This is a genomic window from Curtobacterium sp. BNK-1 (genome assembly GCF_048685235.1).
GTDB lineage: Bacteria > Pseudomonadota > Gammaproteobacteria > Enterobacterales > Enterobacteriaceae > Pantoea > Pantoea agglomerans.
Map to the genome: position 1 here is coordinate 3,749,693 of NZ_JBLQTJ010000001.1, position 19,441 is coordinate 3,769,133.

The following is a 19,441-nucleotide window of genomic DNA, read 5'->3' on the forward strand; positions in this document are numbered from 1 at the left end:
TTTTTTACCATGCACGTCACAAAAATAGCGTTGCGATGTAGTTTAATGACGAAAAAAATGTTTAGACCATAAGCAGTTAGAAAAGCGTTTTCTCTCAGTGCCAGCGTTGACCACGCTAAACCGGTCAACTAAACGATTTTCTTATACCTGATTCAGGGCCGGTTCTGTTCTTCAGAACCGACCACACGCATCGAATCAGTGGGCTTCATCCCAGTTGTCACCCACACCGACTTCAACCAGTAAAGGTACGTCGAGCTGTACGCTACCTTCCATCAACGCACGGATTTTCTGGCTCGCCTCTTCAACCGCCTCGGCTTTGACTTCGAACACCAGTTCATCGTGAACCTGCATGATCATTCTGACGGCATTGTCGTTTTGCTGTTCCAGCCAGTTATCCACGGCAATCATTGCCCGCTTGATGATATCCGCTGCCGTTCCCTGCATCGGCGCATTGATCGCGGCACGTTCAGCGGCTTTCCGGCGAATGGCGTTACCGGATTTAATATCGGGCAGCCACAGCCGACGGCCTTCCAGCGTTTCGACATAGCCTTTACTCGCCGCCAGCTGGCGTGTGTTCTCCATATAGCGCAGGACGCCCGGATAGCGTTCAAAGTAGAGATCCATATACTTTTTCGCTTCACCCGCACCGATATTCAGCTGACGCGACAGGCCAAAGGCGCTCATGCCATAAATCAGACCAAAGTTGATCGCTTTGGCGCTGCGACGCTGTTCGCCGCTGACCTTATCCAGCGCCACGCCAAACACTTCGGATGCCGTCGCGCGGTGGATATCTTCGCCCTGGGCAAAAGCGTCCAGTAATCCTTTGTCCTGAGAGAGATGCGCCATGATACGCAGTTCGATTTGTGAATAGTCTGCCGCCACAATGCGATGGCCTTTGGCCGCAACAAATGCCTGACGGATTCGGCGTCCTTCATCATTACGCACCGGAATGTTTTGCAGATTCGGATCGGCAGAGGATAAGCGTCCGGTTGCGGTGACGGCCTGATGATAAGAGGTATGTACCCTGCCACTGATCGGATTGATCATCAGCGGTAATTTATCCGTATAAGTAGACTTAAGTTTGGATAAGCCGCGATGCTCCAGAATCACTTTGGGTAACGGATAATCAAGTGCCAGCTCGGCTAACACCTCTTCGCTGGTTGACGGCGCGCCGCCTGGTGTTTTCTTTGTGGGCTTGATGCCCTGTTTTTCAAACAGGATCACCTGAAGCTGCTTGGTGGATGAGAGGTTGAAGGGTTCCCCCGCCAGCTCATGCGCTTTCAACTCAAGCTCAGCCAGTCGGGCCGTCAGCTCTTTCGAATGCTGCGCCAGAATAGACTGATCGATCAGCACACCGTTGCGCTCTATGCGCGAAATCACCGTCAGTAACGGCATCTCAATCTGTTCGAAGACTTTTTTCGGACCCGCTTCTTTCTCCAGCTCTGGCCACATCTTCAGATGCAGCTGCAGGGTCACATCTGCATCTTCTGCAGCGTAATGGGATGCCTGCTCTAATGCGATTTGATTGAACGTCAGCTGATTTTTGCCTTTACCGGCGATCTCCTGGAAGGTCACGGTTTTATGGTTAAGCCAGCGAGCGGCCAGGCTATCCATGTCATGTTTGCCCACCACGCTGTTGAGGATATAGGACTCAAGCATGGTGTCGAATTTGATACCGGCCAGTTCAATGTCGTAGTTTTTCAGCACGCCGCGATCGTATTTCAGGTTCTGGCCAACTTTCCATGCGCTCTCATCTTCCAGCAAGGGCTTGAGCTGTGCCAGAACGGTAGCGCGATCCAGTTGATCAGGCGCATCAAGATAGTCATGGGCAACCGGCAGATAGGCGGCTTCACCGGGCGCCACCGCGAAGCTGATGCCGACGATGTTAGCGCTCAGGGTATCCAGCGCGTCGGTCTCCAGATCAAACGCAAAGACTTCGCTGTTTTTCAGCTTCTCCAGCCAGCTATCAAAGAGATCCTGATCCAGAATGGTGACATAACCCTCGGTCGGTAACACGCTGCTGGTTTCAGCCACCGGGGCCGGTTCATCGGCCTGCGCTTTTTGCGCCTGCGTAGTGCTCTTTTTACCCTGCAGCCATTTACCGTCTTGCAGGTCACTCAGCCAGCGTTTGAACTCGTAACGACTGAACAGGGCCTGCAATGCCTCTGTATCGGGTTCAGTGACTGTGAGCTCTTCACAGGGCAGCGCCAGCTCAACGTCTGTCTTAATGGTCGCCAGCTGATAAGAGAGAAACGCCACATCACGATTCTGCTCAAGTTTGGTCGCCATGGTTTTGGCACCACGAAAGCCGAGATCGGCCACTTTGTCCAGATTGTCATAGATCGTCTGCATGCTGCCCAGCCCCTGCAGCAACGCCTGTGCCGTTTTCTCACCGACGCCTGGCACGCCAGGAATGTTATCGGAGCTATCACCCATCATGGCAAGGAAATCGATGATCAATGCGGGTGGAACACCATATTTCTGCTCAACCTCTTCTGGTCCCAGAATGGTGTTGCTCATAGTGTTAATCAGCGTGATGGCGGGCGTGACCAGCTGCGCCATATCTTTGTCGCCGGTGCTGATCAGTACTGAGAGACCCTTTTTCTCCGCTTCCAGCGCCAGCGTACCGATGACATCATCAGCCTCGACGCCGCTCACAGCCAGCAACGGCAGCCCCATCGCCCGCACCATCTCATGCAGCGGCTCAATTTGTGCACGGAGCTCGTCAGGCATCGGGGGACGGTGAGATTTGTAATGCTCAAACAGCTCGTCCCTGAAGGTTTTGCCTTTGGCATCGAATACCACAGCAACGTGACTCGGATTGTATTGCGCCAGCAGGCTTTTCAGCATGTTGAGCACGCCGTACATGGCACCAGTGGGTTCACCTGCACTGTTGGTCAGCGGCGGAAACGCGTGATACGCGCGATAAAGATAGGATGAGCCATCGACCAGAATCAGGGGATTTTCTGCTATTTGCGCCATAAGTCTGTGTAGTCTTCGTTGCTATGAGTTGGGCTATAAGGATGCCACAACCAGGCAGAAATGGTGAACTAAGGCGTGCCACGTCTGGAGTTTTTCACGCTTTTGGGGACAGGATCGCAACGATCGTTCTGTGGATAACTTTGTGCGTAAAAATTATAACGCGCTGTTTTTCAGGAAAATAAATAATCGACACTTGAATAAAAACCATAAATTTCATTGGCTTATTTAATTTCCGTGACCCGATCGCTATTTTTAATAGCGCGATCCCTTGTGTGGATATTAAATTTATGCCCTGGAGATGGACAAAAATTGGCCCGTTGTTCAAAGGCATAAAAAAAACGCCAGCAGAGCTGGCGTTTAACGGGGGTGTGAGGCTGATTACTTCTGGCTTACCAGGAATTTAACCACGTTCGCATAGTCTGCGACGAAATTATCCATAGAGCTGGTATCAAGACCGCCGTTGTTAACCATGTATTTGCCATTCACGAAAATAGCAGGCACACCACGCAGATCAACATCAGCAGCGGCTTTTTGCTGCTGCGCAACCAGCGCTTTTACGGCGAAGCTGTTCCAGGCTGCATCATAGTCCGCCGCAGAGATACCGGCCGCTTTGACAAAGGTCTCTTTCAGACTGGCAGGATCGGTGATGGTCTGCGTTTTCTGAATGCCATCGAAGATCGGTGCTGTCACTTTATCTTCAACGCCCAGCGCCATCGCGACAGCCCAGGCCTGGGTCACGACCGGCCCCAGCTCTCCACCGAGAAAATCGACGTGGTATTTCACCATCTTAGTGTCAGCAGGCAGATTCTTTTTCACCGCGTCATTGACGTGATAAATACGTTCAAACTGATAGCAGTGCGGGCAGAAGAAGGAGAAGAACTCCATCACCTGAGGTTCGCCGGCCACAGGTTTAGGCAGACTCACATATTGTTTACCTTCAGTGAACTGGGCAGCAGATGCGCTGAATGCCAGCACTAAACCCATCAGTGCAAACCAAATTTTTTTCATCGTGAAAAATTCTCCTGACTACGTCATTAATATTGCGGTGTCAGCTGCAGAGGAGGTTCCTGCAACAGCTTCTCCTGCTCGGTAAAGAGTGAAATTTGCCTGCGCCAGAAATCTTCATCTGTCATCCAGGGGAAAGCACGCGGAAAAGCGGGATCCTGCCAGCGTCGGACAACCCAGGCCAGATAATAAACCATGCGCATGGCGCGTAAAGGTTCAATCAGTGACAATTCATTAATATCAAAATCACTGAACTCACTGTACGCCTCCAGCAGTATATCCCATTGAATACGCTGTTCCTGACGATCGCCGCTGATCAGCATCCAGAGATCCTGCACGGCCGGGCCATTACGGGCATCATCCAGATCGACAAACAGCGGTCCGTCACGCCACAGGATATTACCCGGATGGCAGTCGCCATGTAATCGTAGCGGCTGCCACGTGGTGTGCCACTGTTGTTGCAGCGTGTTTCCCAGCTTATCGATAGCCTGTAGCAGTGCGACTTTAAGCGATGCAGGCACTAACAGAGAGTGCTCCAGCACCTGCCGGGGTTCATGCAGATATTCATCCAGACCGATGGCAGGCCGATGCCTGAACAGCGCTTTACGCCCGGTCTGATGAATGCGGCCCAGGAAGCGGCCTACCCACTCCATCTGATCTTCGTTGTCTGTCTCATATTGCCGTCCGCCCAGGCTGGGGAATACGGCAAAGAAGAAGCCAGCGTGACTGTGCAGTGTCTCACCCTTTAACCGCAGTGGCGCCGCGATGGGCACTTCGTCAGCCAGCAGATCAAGTGCGTACTGATGTTCTTCAGCAATCTGTTCGGCACGCCAGCGCTGTGGGCGATAAAACTTCGCAACATAGCGGCGTTTTTCGTCGTCGCTGAATTGATAAACCCTGTTCTCGTAGCTGTTCAGGGCTGTCAGACCCGATTCGACGCGAATTCCTGTTTCCCAGAGCGCATCAAGCAACACGTCGGGATTCAATGTCTGGAAGTTAAAAGCAGCGTCGCTCATCATGTTACCTGTAGTTGCCCTTGCAAATAGCAGCCAAGGATAACACTACTCGTCCTGTTTAATGACACCCCGTGCGCGGAGCAGTGCTGTTTTGAAATCAACTTCATAATCTTTTTTCAGGCCTGGGATCTCATCATCGCTGGCTGAGTCACGCATCTTGAGATGGTAAATTAATACATCATCGGTTAATTCACTTAACGGGCCACGGAAACCAGATTCCTGAGCCAGTTTCTGCAAAAATGTGACCAGATTAAGATCAGGCTCTTTTTGCCAGGCGGGTTGCAGCAACTCGATTAACTCGTTTAAACGATGGCATTTCATTCAGATTTCTCCTTTCACAGTGCGTCATCAGCGAGGGCACAGTCATGACAATATTAACCGGTATCATTCTGGCCGGTGGTCAGGGCCGCCGTATGGGTGGTCAGGACAAAGGGCTAGTACAGCTGGATGGCAGGCCGCTTTATCAGCATGTCCTTGAACGGCTCAGGCCACAAGTCGACATTGTCATGATTAATGCGAATCGTAATATTGATCGCTATCAGTTAAGCGGATGTCGCGTGGTGCAGGACGTCTTTGAGGATTATCCCGGTCCGCTGGCCGGGATCTACAGTGGGTTGCGTGAGATTGAAGGGGAATGGGCGGTATTCAGCGCCTGCGACACCCCCGCTATCCCGCTCAACTTCGTGGAGCGGCTGATGCAACAACGAGGCGATGCCCCCGCAGTGTGGGTGCGCTCACAAACCCGGGATCATCCTACTCTGGCGCTTATTCATCGCGATCTCCGTACGCCACTCGGTGAATACCTGCAGGCTGGTGAGCGTCGCCTGATGCAGTTCCTGCGCGATCAGGGTGGACATGCGGTGCTGCTGGATGATGATGAATCGCTATTCCTGAATGTGAATACGCCTGATGACCTTAGGGACTATCCTGCCGGCAATATGCCGGACGGAAATGGTCGTCAGCCAGCATAATGTAAAGTCTAGTAGCAGAAGATCCAGCCCGATAGTAACAATTAACGGGACGTCCTTATTTTTGCAAAAAAAAGAGCTTTTTTATCTCTGGATGACGATGGCTACAGTTATTCGTGGAATAAGAGTCGCTGAGCATTCTCAGCCATTGCAACATCGGATGACTGATTACCAGTAAAATAGCTTCAGACAGGGATAGAGAAAAAAGGGGCAGCACGCCTGATATTTAAAATGGCAGGTGATGCCCCGGACGATCAGAGCATTATCAGCCAGCGTTCAAAATATTTGTCCAGACTGAATCTGCGCGTGCCATTGAATCAGCAGTACCTTCCGCAGCACCGACTACCAGACCAAAAACAACGCCCCAAATGCCACCAAACAGGCCGCCTAAAACACCCTGTGCTGGAGCCAGGATTCCACTGGTTACGCCATTAGTATTAGCAGAGATGTTCCAGCCCGCCCATGCAACGCCCATTCCGCCAGCAAACATTCCGATAACTGCACCACCGATGCTGTCTAAGATCCCAGTAGAGGCGGCACCTGATACTAATTCTGTTTCAGCAACAGTCAGTTCTTTCATTTTAATCTTCCTTAAATTAGTTAATGCTCAATAGAAATCCATCGGAGACATTTAATTAAATGTCGAAATTAGTTTCAATCAAGCACTAAAAAATGTAAATAGAATAAAATCCATTCATTCTAAATGCTATGCGTTAGTCCTGTTAGCAGATTTATTATCATATTAGCTTAATAAGTTGGTAACTTATTAAGCTATAAATTTCAAAAACTTTGTATCTGCTAGTCTTTATTTTATATTTTGATCTAATGATTATTATAGTTTCCGGTGTTTATCAGGCTACTGGTAATTCAAAAAGGAAATGGAGGAACCTGGAGGCTACCGGAGCAGGCTTACAGGTCAAGTTTTCAGCTTAACGTGGCAAAGTGCAGACGTAAAAAAGCCCCGCACTTTCGTGCGGGGCTTCTTCACTTATTTAATGCCTGGCAGTTCCCTACTCTCGCATGGGGAGACCCCACACTACCATCGGCGCTACGGCGTTTCACTTCTGAGTTCGGCATGGGGTCAGGTGGGACCACCGCGCTAAAGCCGCCAGGCAAATTCTTTGTGCTCTGTCCTGTGTCTTTTGTGCTGATGCTGCGTTGGCCGCCCTCGCGCTACTCCGTCACATACTTCAGTATGCTCCTTCGTATCGCCCGGTTGCCGCCTTGCCTCAGCGCAAAATCCTTCGGACTTCAGTCCGCAGGACACAACTGTATCCGGTTAACAAGCTGAAAACCTGTCTCTCAAAAACGCCTCTGGCGTTGTAAGGTTAAGCCTCACGGGTCATTAGTACCGGTTAGCTCAACGCATCGCTGCGCTTACACACCCGGCCTATCAACGTCGTAGTCTTCAACGTCCCTTCAGGACTCTCAAGGAGTCAGGGAGAACTCATCTCGGGGCAAGTTTCGTGCTTAGATGCTTTCAGCACTTATCTTTTCCGCACTTAGCTACCGGGCAATGCCATTGGCATGACAACCCGAACACCAGTGGTGCGTTCACTCCGGTCCTCTCGTACTAGGAGCAACCCCCCTCAATTCTCCAGCGCCCACGGCAGATAGGGACCGAACTGTCTCACGACGTTCTAAACCCAGCTCGCGTACCACTTTAAACGGCGAACAGCCGTACCCTTGGGACCTACTTCAGCCCCAGGATGTGATGAGCCGACATCGAGGTGCCAAACACCGCCGTCGATATGAACTCTTGGGCGGTATCAGCCTGTTATCCCCGGAGTACCTTTTATCCGTTGAGCGATGGCCCTTCCATTCAGAACCACCGGATCACTATGACCTGCTTTCGCACCTGCTCGAGCCGTCACTCTCGCAGTCAAGCCAGCTTATGCCATTGCACTAACCTCACGATGTCCGACCGTGATTAGCTGACCTTCGTGCTCCTCCGTTACTCTTTAGGAGGAGACCGCCCCAGTCAAACTACCCACCAGACACTGTCCGCAGCCCGGATTACGGGCCTACGTTAGAACATCAAACATTAAAGGGTGGTATTTCAAGGTTGGCTCCACGCAGACTGGCGTCCGCGCTTCAAAGCCTCCCACCTATCCTACACATCAAGGCTCAATGTTCAGTGTCAAGCTGTAGTAAAGGTTCACGGGGTCTTTCCGTCTTGCCGCGGGTACACTGCATCTTCACAGCGAGTTCAATTTCACTGAGTCTCGGGTGGAGACAGCCTGGCCATCATTACGCCATTCGTGCAGGTCGGAACTTACCCGACAAGGAATTTCGCTACCTTAGGACCGTTATAGTTACGGCCGCCGTTTACCGGGGCTTCGATCAAGAGCTTCTCCTTGCGGATAACCCCATCAATTAACCTTCCGGCACCGGGCAGGCGTCACACCGTATACGTCCACTTTCGTGTTTGCACAGTGCTGTGTTTTTAATAAACAGTTGCAGCCAGCTGGTATCTTCGACTGGCTTCGGCTCGGGGAGCAGGTCCCTCCACCTACGCGCCAGCGTGCCTTCTCCCGAAGTTACGGCACCATTTTGCCTAGTTCCTTCACCCGAGTTCTCTCAAGCGCCTTGGTATTCTCTACCTGACCACCTGTGTCGGTTTGGGGTACGATTCTGTGTTACCTGATGCTTAGAGGCTTTTCCTGGAAGCTGGGCATTTATCACTTCAGCACCGTAGTGCCTCGTCGTCACGCCTCAGCGTTAATAAGGGACCGGATTTACCTGGACCCTCCGCCTACACGCTTAAACCGGGACAACCGTCGCCCGGCCGATATAGCCTTCTCCGTCCCCCCTTCGCAGTAACACCGAGTACAGGAATATTAACCTGTTTCCCATCGACTACGCCTTTCGGCCTCGCCTTAGGGGTCGACTCACCCTGCTCCGATTAACGTTGAACAGGAACCCTTGGTCTTCCGGCGAGCGGGCTTTTCACCCGCTTTATCGTTACTTATGTCAGCATTCGCACTTCTGATACCTCCAGCATGCCTCACAGCACACCTTCGACGGCTTACAGAACGCTCCCCTACCCAACAACGCCTAAGCGTCGCTGCCGCAGCTTCGGTGCATGGTTTAGCCCCGTTACATCTTCCGCGCAGGCCGACTCGACCAGTGAGCTATTACGCTTTCTTTAAATGATGGCTGCTTCTAAGCCAACATCCTGGCTGTCTGTGCCTTCCCACATCGTTTCCCACTTAACCATGACTTTGGGACCTTAGCTGGCGGTCTGGGTTGTTTCCCTCTTCACGACGGACGTTAGCACCCGCCGTGTGTCTCCCGTGATAACATTCTTCGGTATTCGCAGTTTGCATCGGGTTGGTAAGCCGGGATGGCCCCCTAGCCGAAACAGTGCTCTACCCCCGAAGATGAGTTCACGAGGCGCTACCTAAATAGCTTTCGGGGAGAACCAGCTATCTCCCGGTTTGATTGGCCTTTCACCCCCAGCCACAGGTCATCCGCTAATTTTTCAACATTAGTCGGTTCGGTCCTCCAGTTAGTGTTACCCAACCTTCAACCTGCCCATGGCTAGATCACCGGGTTTCGGGTCTATACCCTGCAACTTAACGCCCAGTTAAGACTCGGTTTCCCTGCGGCTCCCCTATACGGTTAACCTTGCTACAGAATATAAGTCGCTGACCCATTATACAAAAGGTACGCAGTCACCCCCATAAAGAAGGCTCCCACTGCTTGTACGTACACGGTTTCAGGTTCTGTTTCACTCCCCTCGCCGGGGTTCTTTTCGCCTTTCCCTCACGGTACTGGTTCACTATCGGTCAGTCAGGAGTATTTAGCCTTGGAGGATGGTCCCCCCATATTCAGACAGGATACCACGTGTCCCGCCTTACTCATCGAGCTCACAGCATGTGTGTTTTTGTGTACGGGAGTATCACCCTGTACCCTGCGACTTTCCAGACGCTTCCACTAACACACAAACTGATTCAGGCTCTGGGCTGCTCCCCGTTCGCTCGCCGCTACTGGGGGAATCTCGGTTGATTTCTTTTCCTCGGGGTACTTAGATGTTTCAGTTCCCCCGGTTCGCCTTGCAGCACTATGTATTCATGCTGCAATGATGCACAGAGTGCACCGGGTTTCCCCATTCGGACATCGACGGCTGTAGCGGTTCATATCACCTTACCGTCGCTTTACGCAGATTAGCACGTCCTTCATCGCCTCTGACTGCCTGGGCATCCACCGTGTACGCTTAGTCGCTTAACCTCACAACCCACAGGCGTTTTACAACGCTGCGTGCTGCAAGCATTTGAGAGACTCGAACACATCGCCAAGTCATTCCTTATTACGGAGGAATGACGCGCTGCGTCGTTTCAATTTTCAGCTTGTTCCGGATTGTTAAAGAGCAAATATCTCAAACGCGGCCCGGCTGCTTACGCAACCAAATCGGTTTTGAGATACTGTATGGAGACACCTTTCACCTGTCACCAAGCAGGTGGCGTCCCCTAGGGGATTCGAACCCCTGTTGCCGCCGTGAAAGGGCGGAGTCCTAACCGCTAGACGAAGGGGACACAAAGGTGTCACGACTTCGCAGCCGTCCTGCTCATTACTTTTTTATCAGACAATCTGTGTGGACACTGCGCGGGAAGGTATCTTCAGGTAAGGAGGTGATCCAACCGCAGGTTCCCCTACGGTTACCTTGTTACGACTTCACCCCAGTCATGAATCACAAAGTGGTAAGCGCCCTCCCGAAGGTTAAGCTACCTACTTCTTTTGCAACCCACTCCCATGGTGTGACGGGCGGTGTGTACAAGGCCCGGGAACGTATTCACCGTGGCATTCTGATCCACGATTACTAGCGATTCCGACTTCACGGAGTCGAGTTGCAGACTCCGATCCGGACTACGACGCACTTTGTGAGGTCCGCTTGCTCTCGCGAGGTCGCTTCTCTTTGTATGCGCCATTGTAGCACGTGTGTAGCCCTACTCGTAAGGGCCATGATGACTTGACGTCATCCCCACCTTCCTCCGGTTTATCACCGGCAGTCTCCTTTGAGTTCCCGACCGAATCGCTGGCAACAAAGGATAAGGGTTGCGCTCGTTGCGGGACTTAACCCAACATTTCACAACACGAGCTGACGACAGCCATGCAGCACCTGTCTCAGCGTTCCCGAAGGCACCAAAGCATCTCTGCTAAGTTCGCTGGATGTCAAGAGTAGGTAAGGTTCTTCGCGTTGCATCGAATTAAACCACATGCTCCACCGCTTGTGCGGGCCCCCGTCAATTCATTTGAGTTTTAACCTTGCGGCCGTACTCCCCAGGCGGTCGACTTAACGCGTTAGCTCCGGAAGCCACTCCTCAAGGGAACAACCTCCAAGTCGACATCGTTTACGGCGTGGACTACCAGGGTATCTAATCCTGTTTGCTCCCCACGCTTTCGCACCTGAGCGTCAGTCTTTGTCCAGGGGGCCGCCTTCGCCACCGGTATTCCTCCAGATCTCTACGCATTTCACCGCTACACCTGGAATTCTACCCCCCTCTACAAGACTCAAGCCTGCCAGTTTCAAATGCAGTTCCCAGGTTAAGCCCGGGGATTTCACATCTGACTTAACAGACCGCCTGCGTGCGCTTTACGCCCAGTAATTCCGATTAACGCTTGCACCCTCCGTATTACCGCGGCTGCTGGCACGGAGTTAGCCGGTGCTTCTTCTGCGGGTAACGTCAATCGACAGGGTTATTAACCCCGTCGCCTTCCTCCCCGCTGAAAGTACTTTACAACCCGAAGGCCTTCTTCATACACGCGGCATGGCTGCATCAGGCTTGCGCCCATTGTGCAATATTCCCCACTGCTGCCTCCCGTAGGAGTCTGGACCGTGTCTCAGTTCCAGTGTGGCTGGTCATCCTCTCAGACCAGCTAGGGATCGTCGCCTAGGTGGGCCATTACCCCGCCTACTAGCTAATCCCATCTGGGTTCATCCGATAGTGAGAGGCCCGAAGGTCCCCCTCTTTGGTCTTGCGACGTTATGCGGTATTAGCCACCGTTTCCAGTGGTTATCCCCCTCTATCGGGCAGATCCCCAGACATTACTCACCCGTCCGCCACTCGTCACCCAAGGAGCAAGCTCCTCTGTGCTACCGTCCGACTTGCATGTGTTAGGCCTGCCGCCAGCGTTCAATCTGAGCCATGATCAAACTCTTCAATTTAAGTTTGATTTGCTTAAACAAGTTAAGCGGTGCTCATCTGTAAAACGTCATAATGAATTTCATTATGTGTTCACTCGTGAGGCTTGATATTTTTTACGTCCGGAGACGCTGATATCAATCCTGCGAGTGCCCACACAGATTGTCTGATAAATTGTTAAAGAGCAGTGCGAACAGTGCGTTAGCGTCCTGTCGCGAGGTGGCGTATATTACGCTTTCCTCCTGCAGAGTCAACCTCTATTTCAGAAGTTTTTCTCCGGCGGCGCAGTCTCCTGTGCCTCTCAACCCGTTTTCCGTTGCCGGTGTTCCGTGTCGATGGAGGCGCATTATAGGGAGTTTCCGCGGGCTGACAAGCGTTTCTTTGAATTAATTTGCTGAGCGCATCTTTTTTAAACGAACGGCTTAAAAAGAGACGTTTCATGACGGAATAACGCACAAAAATCGCCATTAAACGTTGTAAAGAGACCTGCCGTTGCTTAATGCGGGTGCTATTATTTTGCTTCTTCTCGCAGGATAACCCCAGGAAGGATACTCAATGATAAAATCCGCGCGCAGCATGGCTGGTTTGCCATGGATAGCTGCCATGGCCTTTTTCATGCAGTCACTCGACGCCACCATACTGAATACTGCCCTGCCCGCTATCGCCACCAGCCTCGACCGTTCTCCTCTGGCCATGCAATCCGCCGTCATCAGTTACACCCTGACTGTCGCTATGTTGATTCCGGTCAGCGGCTGGCTCGCCGATCGCTACGGCACGCGCAAGGTATTTATCGTTGCCGTTTCGCTGTTCACCCTGGGCTCGCTGGCTTGTGCACTTTCTCCCACACTCCAGGTACTGGTCATCTCGCGCATCATACAGGGCGTCGGTGGCGCAATGATGATGCCGGTCGCGCGACTGGCGCTGTTACGCGCCTATCCGCGCAGTGAGCTGTTGCCGGTGCTCAACTTTGTCACCATGCCGGGATTAGTTGGCCCGATACTGGGGCCAATGCTGGGCGGCGTGCTGGTGACCTACGCGACCTGGCACTGGATTTTCCTGATTAATATCCCGATTGGCATTCTCGGCATTATCTACGCACGCAAATATATGCCGGACTTCACCACGCCTAAGCGCCGCTTCGACTTTTTCGGCTTCTTATTGTTCGGGGCCGGACTGGTGATGATCTCGATTGGGATTGAGCTGTTTGGCGAACGAATTGTTTCCGCCTGGCTGGCGGGCGGGATATTACTCAGCGGGATTGTGCTTTTGCTTCTTTATATAGTGCATGCCCGAAATCACCCTTCGCCACTGATCAATCTGCCGATGTTTAAAACCCGGACGTTCTCAGTGGGCATCGGTGGCAACATCGCGTCACGTCTTGGCACCGGCTGTGTGCCCTTTTTGATGCCGCTCATGTTGCAGGTCGGCTTTGGCTATTCAGCGATTATCGCGGGCTGCATGATGGCACCCATCGCCATTGGTTCAATACTGGCGAAGTCGACGGTGACGCAACTGCTGCGCTGGCTGGGTTACCGCCGCCTGCTGGTTGGCATTACCGCCATTATTGGCATTCTGATCGCCAGCTTCTCTCTGCAGTCGCCCGCTGAAAGCATCATTGTGCTCTTACTTCCGCTGTTTATTCTCGGCATGGCCATGTCTACGCAGTTTACCGCCATGAATACCATCACCCTGGCCGATCTGAATGATGATAACGCCAGCGGCGGTAACAGCGTGCTGGCCGTGACTCAGCAGCTAGCGATCAGTTTTGGTGTGGCCGTCAGCGCCGCGGTGCTGCGCTTCTACCAGGAGTTTGAAACCAGCACCATTTCACAGTTCCACGCCACGTTTATGACCATGGGCGTGGTAACAGTACTGTCGGCGCTGACCTTTATGCTGCTGAAAAACGGCGATGGCCGTAATCTGATCAGTAATCGCGACAAAAAGAAAAAGCGCTAAACCGATCCACGCACCACCAGTTCCGGCGTCAGCACCAGCGTTTGCTGACTGGCGTCGGGATTGCTGAGACGATGGAGCAGGGTGTCTATCGCCAGTTCACCCAGCGCATCTTTCGGTTGATGAATGGTACTCAGTGGCGGAGTGAGATAGCGCGCCAGTTCGATATCGTCATATCCCATTACCGCCATCTGCTGCGGAACCTGCATGCCGGCCTGATAGAGTGCGTGATAAACGCCCACCGCCATGGCATCGTTGCTGGTGAAAACCGCTTCCGGCGGCGTTTCCAGCGCCAGCAGTTCGACCATCCCGTTGTAGCCTCCCTGGAATTCAAAGTCACCATTCACCACATAGCCGGGCAGAATCGTCAGGCCACTCTTTGTCATGGCGTTGCGATAACCTTCCAGGCGCATACGAGCCGGGGTTTTATCCTGTGGACCGGCGATACAGGCGATGCGGGTATAACCACTGTCGATAAGATGCTGAGTCGCCAGCTCCCCGCCCAGCAGCGCGTTATCCTGAATAATGTCACCACGGCCTTCAAACGGCGCCCAGTCCATCATGACGGCAGGTATAGAGGGATAACGGTTCAGAATGTCGGCCGAGGGCAGGTGACTTTCTGTACACATAATCAATAAACCGTCGACGCGCTTCTGCATCAGCGTTTCCAGGCTGCGGTTCATCCGCTCTTCATCACCTGCCGTGTTACAGAGAATCAGGCTGTAGCCACGCTGATAGCAGCTCTCCTCCACACCCCGCACCACTTCGGCATAAAATGGGTTACTACTGGTGGTCAGAAGCATACCGATCGTGTGCGTCTGATTGATTTTCAGACTGCGCGCCAGCGCAGAGGGGGCGTAATTCAGATGGCGGATGGCCTGCTCAACTTTTTCGCGCACGCCTTCACTAACAAAGCGATTGTTATTGATAACGTGCGAGACAGTGGAGGTAGAGACGCCCGCCAGGCGAGCGACATCTTTCATGGTGCTCAAATGCTTAGCCCTGCTGCTGCAAAAATTCATCGATCTCCGCGCGCCACGGCACGGAGGGCTGCGCACCCGAGCGGGTAACGGCGATAGCAGCGGCGGCATGGGCAAACCGCACCGCGTCATACATCGTTTTCTGCTCCAGTCGCGCGGTGATAAAAGCGCCATTAAAGGTGTCGCCCGCCGCGATGGTGTCGATAGCTTTAACACTGAAGCCAGCAATACGCTGACCTTCTCCCTGCTCGCTCAGCCAGACACCGCGGCGACCCAGAGTAATCAGAACCGTGCCGATACCTTTCGCATGCAGTACTGCCGCAGCGCGGGCGGCATCTTCATCGTTGCTGACCGCAATGCCGGTCAGACTCTCGGCTTCGGTTTCATTCGGGGTAATAATGTCGATCAACGCCAGCAGTTCATCTGAGAGCTGGGTGGCGGGTGCAGGATTGAGAATAACCTGCGTCTGATGCTGTCGGGCAAGCGTCGCGGCGGCCAGCACACTTTCCAGCGGTGATTCCAGCTGCATTAATAGTGCATCGGCGTCGGCGATAATCTGCTGATGGCGCGTCACGCAGGCGGGTGTTAACGCCGCGTTTGCACCGGAGTAGATGCCGATGTTGTTCTCACCGTCACCATTGACGAAAATCATCGCCACGCCGGTTGACTCACCCTCGACCACTTCGACCGGCGTGGTATCAATATTGTCCTGGGCCAGTTGCTGACGAACACGTTCACCAATGTCGTCAGCGCCCACACAGGCGATAAATGCGATATCGGCACCAGCACGACCGGCGGCGACAGCCTGATTCGCACCCTTACCGCCAAACGCAATCTGATAATTCTGCCCGATCACCGTTTCACCGGGACGAGGAAAGTGCGCCAGATTAAGGATGTGGTCAGCGTTAATGCTGCCAAGAACGGCCAGTTTTGCGTTTTTGCTCATTAGGGGAGTCCGGAATAAGTGCGCCACCAGGAGGGTGGCGCAGTGCCCTGCTTTTCTTTGAGTTATTGAGTGACCAGCTTCAGGTCGACCGGATTGATCGCCTTCACTTTTTCACCCTTCAGCACTTTATCAGCGGTATCTACGCCGATCATGCCAATTTTGTCTGGCATCTGTGCCACGGTCGCGGACAGTTTGCCACCTTCTACCGCTTTAACGCCATCAGCAGTACCGTCAAAACCAACGACGATCACACCAGTTTTACCGGCGGTCTGCAGCGCACGCAGTGCACCCAGTGCCATTTCGTCGTTCTGAGCGAATACGGCCTGAACGTCCGGGTGTGCCTGAAGCAGGTTCTGCATGACGTTCAGACCTTTGGTACGGTCAAAATCGGCAGGCTGGCTGGCGAGGATCTGGAATTTATGCGCATCAGCGGCCTGTTTGAAGCCTTCGCCACGCTCACGGGCGGCAGAAGTCCCGGCAATGCCCTGCAGTTCAATAATTTTGGCGCTTTCGCCGACTTTTTTGGCGATGAAGTCGCCGGCCATTTTACCGCCGAAACGGTTATCGGAGGCGACGTGGCTGACAACGGTGCCCTGTGCCGCAACGCGATCCAGCGTGATAACCGGGATGTTCGCCTGGTTAGCCATCTTCACCGCATTGCCCACAGCATCAGAGTCGGTTGGGTTGATCAGCAGCAGTTTGGTGCCGCGAACCGTCAGATCCTGCACGTTAGCCAGCTCTTTCGCCGGGTTGTTCTGTGAATCCAGCACCACCAGGTTGTAGCCCAGCTTGTCCGCTTCTTTCTGCGCGCCCTCTTTCAGCGAAACAAAGAACGGGTTATTCAGGGTTGAAACCACCAGCGCGATAGTATCTTTGGCCATAGCGCTGGTACTGAGCGTTGCGCCAAGGATCACGGCCAGTGCGGTTAACTTTTTCATCATGTCATCCTGTGTAAGGTCAGAGTTATTTACTGCTTTTATTATCTACCAGCACCGCCAGCAGGATTACTACCGCCTTAACGATCATCTGGTAGTACGAAGAGACGCCCATCAGGTTCAGGCCGTTATTCAGGAAGCCGAGGATCAGCGCGCCAATCAGGGTGCCGAAAATACGGCCCTTACCGCCTGCCAGGCTGGTTCCGCCCAGCACGACCGCAGCAATCGCATCCAGCTCATAGCCGGTACCCGCTGTCGGCTGTGCCGAAGAAAGGCGCGCCACTTCAATGGTGCCTGCCAGCGCTGCCAGCATGCCACTCAGTGAATAGACGATGATTTTGACGCGATTCACATTGATGCCGGAGAGACGCGTTGCCGCTTCATTACCGCCAAGCGCATAGATATAGCGACCCAGACGGGTGTGCTGCAGCATGTACCAGGCAGCAATAAAGACCAGCGCCATCAGCCAGACCGGCGCAGGGATACCCAGCGGACGACCAATACCAAACCAGCCCAGCAGATCGGCATTGGCATTAAAACCCGTGTTTACCGGACTGCCATCGGTGTAGACCATGGTGACACCACGCAGCAGCAGCATCATGACCAGCGTGGCGATAAACGCCTGCACTTTGCCGCGCGCCACAATGGTGCCGGTCAGGGCACCGATTGCCGCTCCCAGCGCCAGCGACGCCGCCACCGCGACCAGGGCATTGACCTCCATACCCACCAGCGATGCACCCACCGCGCCCGTCAGGGCCAGCAGCGATCCTACAGAGAGGTCGATACCAGAAGTCAGGATCACCAGCGTCATCCCGACCGCCATAATGGCGTTAACCGAGGTCTGCTGCAGAATGTTGAACAGGTTCGCCACGGTAAAGAAGTTCGGGCTCTGGCTGGCCACCACAGCGATCAGCACCATCAGCGCAATCAGCGACTTCTGTTCCAGTAGCCAGCTTTTGCTAAACCAGCGACGGCTGGCAGGTAAAGTTTGGGTCGTCATACCACTAAATCCTCGCTGTGTTGCTTGCCTACGGCGGCTGCCATCAGGCTCTCCTGAGTGGCTTCTTCTCGGGTAAATTCGCCGCTGATACGGCCTTCATGCATCACCAGAATCCGATCGCTCATGCCCAGCACTTCCGGCATTTCCGAGGAGACCAGAATGATGCTCAGCCCTTCGGCTTTAAACTGGTTAATCAGTTGATAGATCTCTTTCTTCGCGCCGACATCCACACCGCGTGTCGGTTCATCCAGAATCAGTACGTTAGGCCGGGTCATCAGCCCGCGGGCAATCGCCACTTTCTGCTGGTTGCCGCCCGAAAGCAGACCAATGGGCTGCTCCATTGAAGGCGTTTTAACGTTAAACAGCCGGATAAAGTCGCCCACGGCCAGCTGCTCTGCCGCATGTTTCAGCGTGCCGCTGCCGTGACTGAAATAGCCTAACGCTGTCAGCGACATGTTCTCTTTTACTGACATGCCCAGCACCAGGCCATCGCGCTTACGATCTTCGGAGATATAGACGATGCCGTTAGCCAGCCCATCCTGCGGTGAGCGCGTCACCACTTCCCGACCATTGAGCCACAGTGTGCCTTCGCGACGCGGCAGGGCGCCGTAAAGCACCTTCATCAGTTCGGTACGGCCCGCGCCCATCAAGCCAGACACGCCGAGGATTTCACCTTTGCGCAGGCTGAAACTGACGTTATCCACGCCCGGTCCGCTGACGTTTTCCACTTTCAGCCGCACGTCGCCTGGTGCCTGATCAATATGGGGATATTGATCTTCCAGCTTACGGCCGACCATCATCTCGATCAGGCTCTCTTCAGTCAGCTCGCTGACCGGGCGTTCAGCAATAAACTGACCGTCGCGGAACACCGTGACGTCATCGCAGATCTCAAAGATCTCTTTCATGCGATGCGAGATATAGACGATGCCGCAGCCCTGCGCTTTCAGTTCGTTGATCACCCGGAACAGCGACAGCGTTTCGGTATCAGTCAGCGCATCGGTCGGCTCATCCATGATGATCACCTGCGACTCAAAGCTCAGGACTTTGGCGATTTCGACCATCTGCTGATCGCCAATCGACAAATCCCCCACCAGCTTGTGGCTGCTGAAGCGCAGATTAAGCCGTTTAAGCAGCGCATCAGCTTCGGCATACATACGCGGCCACTGGATACGGCCAAAACGGCTGACATATTCGCGGCCGAGAAAAATATTCTCCGCCACGGTTAATTGAGGGATCAGGTTCAGTTCCTGATGAATGATGCCAATACCCGCTTCCTGAGACGCTTTCGGCCCGCTGAAACGGGTCTCTTTGCCCAGCCAGCGCAGCGTACCGGCATCATATTGATAGATGCCGGTCAGAACTTTCATCATGGTGGACTTGCCTGCGCCGTTCTCGCCCACCAGCGCCATCACGCGTCCTGCCCGGACATTCAGCGACGCCCCCTTGAGGGCTTTCACACCCGGAAAGGATTTTTCAATGCCGTCGAGTTGCAGTAAAAGTTGCATAGCGG

12 protein-coding genes, 1 tRNA gene and 3 rRNA genes are annotated in these 19,441 nt (G+C 53.5%); 2 read left to right on the plus strand and 14 right to left on the minus strand.

Going from position 1 to position 19,441, the window contains the following annotated elements; translation table 11 throughout:
• Nucleotides 1-195 precede the first annotated feature (195 nt).
• From polA to ACMGGP_RS17795, 4 genes are all read right to left on the minus strand, one after another.
• On the minus strand, nt 196-2,982 hold the full coding sequence (gene polA, locus ACMGGP_RS17780) for a DNA polymerase I (protein ID WP_033766527.1): 2,787 nt from the start codon (nt 2,980-2,982) through the stop codon (nt 196-198).
• A gap of 378 nt (nt 2,983-3,360) precedes the next feature.
• The gene (gene dsbA / locus ACMGGP_RS17785; protein WP_010672112.1) at nt 3,361-3,990 is read right to left on the minus strand and encodes a thiol:disulfide interchange protein DsbA; all 630 of its coding nucleotides are present in this window, start codon (nt 3,988-3,990) and stop codon (nt 3,361-3,363) included.
• A gap of 26 nt (nt 3,991-4,016) precedes the next feature.
• Nucleotides 4,017-5,006: a serine/threonine protein kinase gene (locus ACMGGP_RS17790; protein ID WP_498798673.1), complete on the minus strand. Its 990-nt coding sequence runs from the start codon at nt 5,004-5,006 to the stop codon at nt 4,017-4,019.
• Between the two features lie 42 nt (nt 5,007-5,048).
• A complete protein-coding gene (locus ACMGGP_RS17795) occupies nt 5,049-5,324 on the minus strand; it encodes a YihD family protein (RefSeq protein WP_033759287.1) in 276 nt (91 codons plus the stop codon).
• 44 nt (nt 5,325-5,368) lie between these two features.
• On the opposite strand from ACMGGP_RS17795, the gene mobA reads away from it, so the two are divergent.
• Nucleotides 5,369-5,974 (plus strand): molybdenum cofactor guanylyltransferase MobA, encoded by a 606-nt coding sequence (gene mobA, locus ACMGGP_RS17800; protein WP_163850195.1) that lies wholly within the window; start codon nt 5,369-5,371, stop codon nt 5,972-5,974.
• A gap of 262 nt (nt 5,975-6,236) precedes the next feature.
• On the opposite strand, the gene ACMGGP_RS17805 is transcribed toward mobA, so the two are convergent.
• From ACMGGP_RS17805 to ACMGGP_RS17825, 5 genes are all read right to left on the minus strand, one after another.
• Nucleotides 6,237-6,551, minus strand: a complete 315-nt coding sequence (locus ACMGGP_RS17805) for a hypothetical protein (protein WP_010672113.1) — start codon at nt 6,549-6,551, stop codon at nt 6,237-6,239.
• Between the two features lie 417 nt (nt 6,552-6,968).
• A 5S ribosomal RNA gene (gene rrf, locus ACMGGP_RS17810) occupies nt 6,969-7,084 on the minus strand.
• 211 nt (nt 7,085-7,295) lie between these two features.
• Nucleotides 7,296-10,204 (minus strand): 23S ribosomal RNA (locus ACMGGP_RS17815).
• Nucleotides 10,205-10,434: 230 nt separating this feature from the next.
• Nucleotides 10,435-10,509 (minus strand) — tRNA-Glu (locus ACMGGP_RS17820).
• 89 nt (nt 10,510-10,598) lie between these two features.
• A 16S ribosomal RNA gene (locus tag ACMGGP_RS17825) occupies nt 10,599-12,140 on the minus strand.
• Together the 16S, 23S and 5S rRNA genes with 1 tRNA gene alongside form the textbook arrangement of a ribosomal RNA operon.
• A 532-nt stretch (nt 12,141-12,672) precedes the next feature.
• On the opposite strand from ACMGGP_RS17825, the gene mdtD reads away from it, so the two are divergent.
• Complete coding sequence (gene mdtD / locus ACMGGP_RS17830) at nt 12,673-14,073, plus strand: multidrug transporter subunit MdtD (RefSeq protein WP_010258829.1); 1,401 nt, start codon at nt 12,673-12,675, stop codon at nt 14,071-14,073.
• Here the strand turns inward: mdtD and rbsR are convergent.
• The 5 genes from rbsR to rbsA all read right to left on the minus strand — a co-directional run bounded on the left by rbsR (nt 14,070) and on the right by rbsA (nt 19,436).
• The gene (rbsR, locus tag ACMGGP_RS17835) at nt 14,070-15,053 is read right to left on the minus strand and encodes a ribose operon transcriptional repressor RbsR (protein ID WP_033773177.1); all 984 of its coding nucleotides are present in this window, start codon (nt 15,051-15,053) and stop codon (nt 14,070-14,072) included. The genes mdtD and rbsR overlap by 4 nt on opposite strands.
• A 13-nt stretch (nt 15,054-15,066) precedes the next feature.
• Nucleotides 15,067-15,996 (minus strand): ribokinase, encoded by a 930-nt coding sequence (gene rbsK, locus ACMGGP_RS17840; protein WP_060681381.1) that lies wholly within the window; start codon nt 15,994-15,996, stop codon nt 15,067-15,069.
• A gap of 62 nt (nt 15,997-16,058) precedes the next feature.
• Nucleotides 16,059-16,937 (minus strand): ribose ABC transporter substrate-binding protein RbsB, encoded by an 879-nt coding sequence (rbsB, locus tag ACMGGP_RS17845; RefSeq protein ID WP_498798674.1) that lies wholly within the window; start codon nt 16,935-16,937, stop codon nt 16,059-16,061.
• 22 nt (nt 16,938-16,959) lie between these two features.
• Nucleotides 16,960-17,931: a ribose ABC transporter permease gene (rbsC, locus tag ACMGGP_RS17850; protein WP_010258841.1), complete on the minus strand. Its 972-nt coding sequence runs from the start codon at nt 17,929-17,931 to the stop codon at nt 16,960-16,962.
• A complete protein-coding gene (rbsA, locus tag ACMGGP_RS17855; protein WP_033768394.1) occupies nt 17,928-19,436 on the minus strand; it encodes a ribose ABC transporter ATP-binding protein RbsA in 1,509 nt (502 codons plus the stop codon). The genes rbsC and rbsA overlap by 4 nt, the downstream gene beginning before the upstream one ends.
• Nucleotides 19,437-19,441 lie beyond the last annotated feature (5 nt).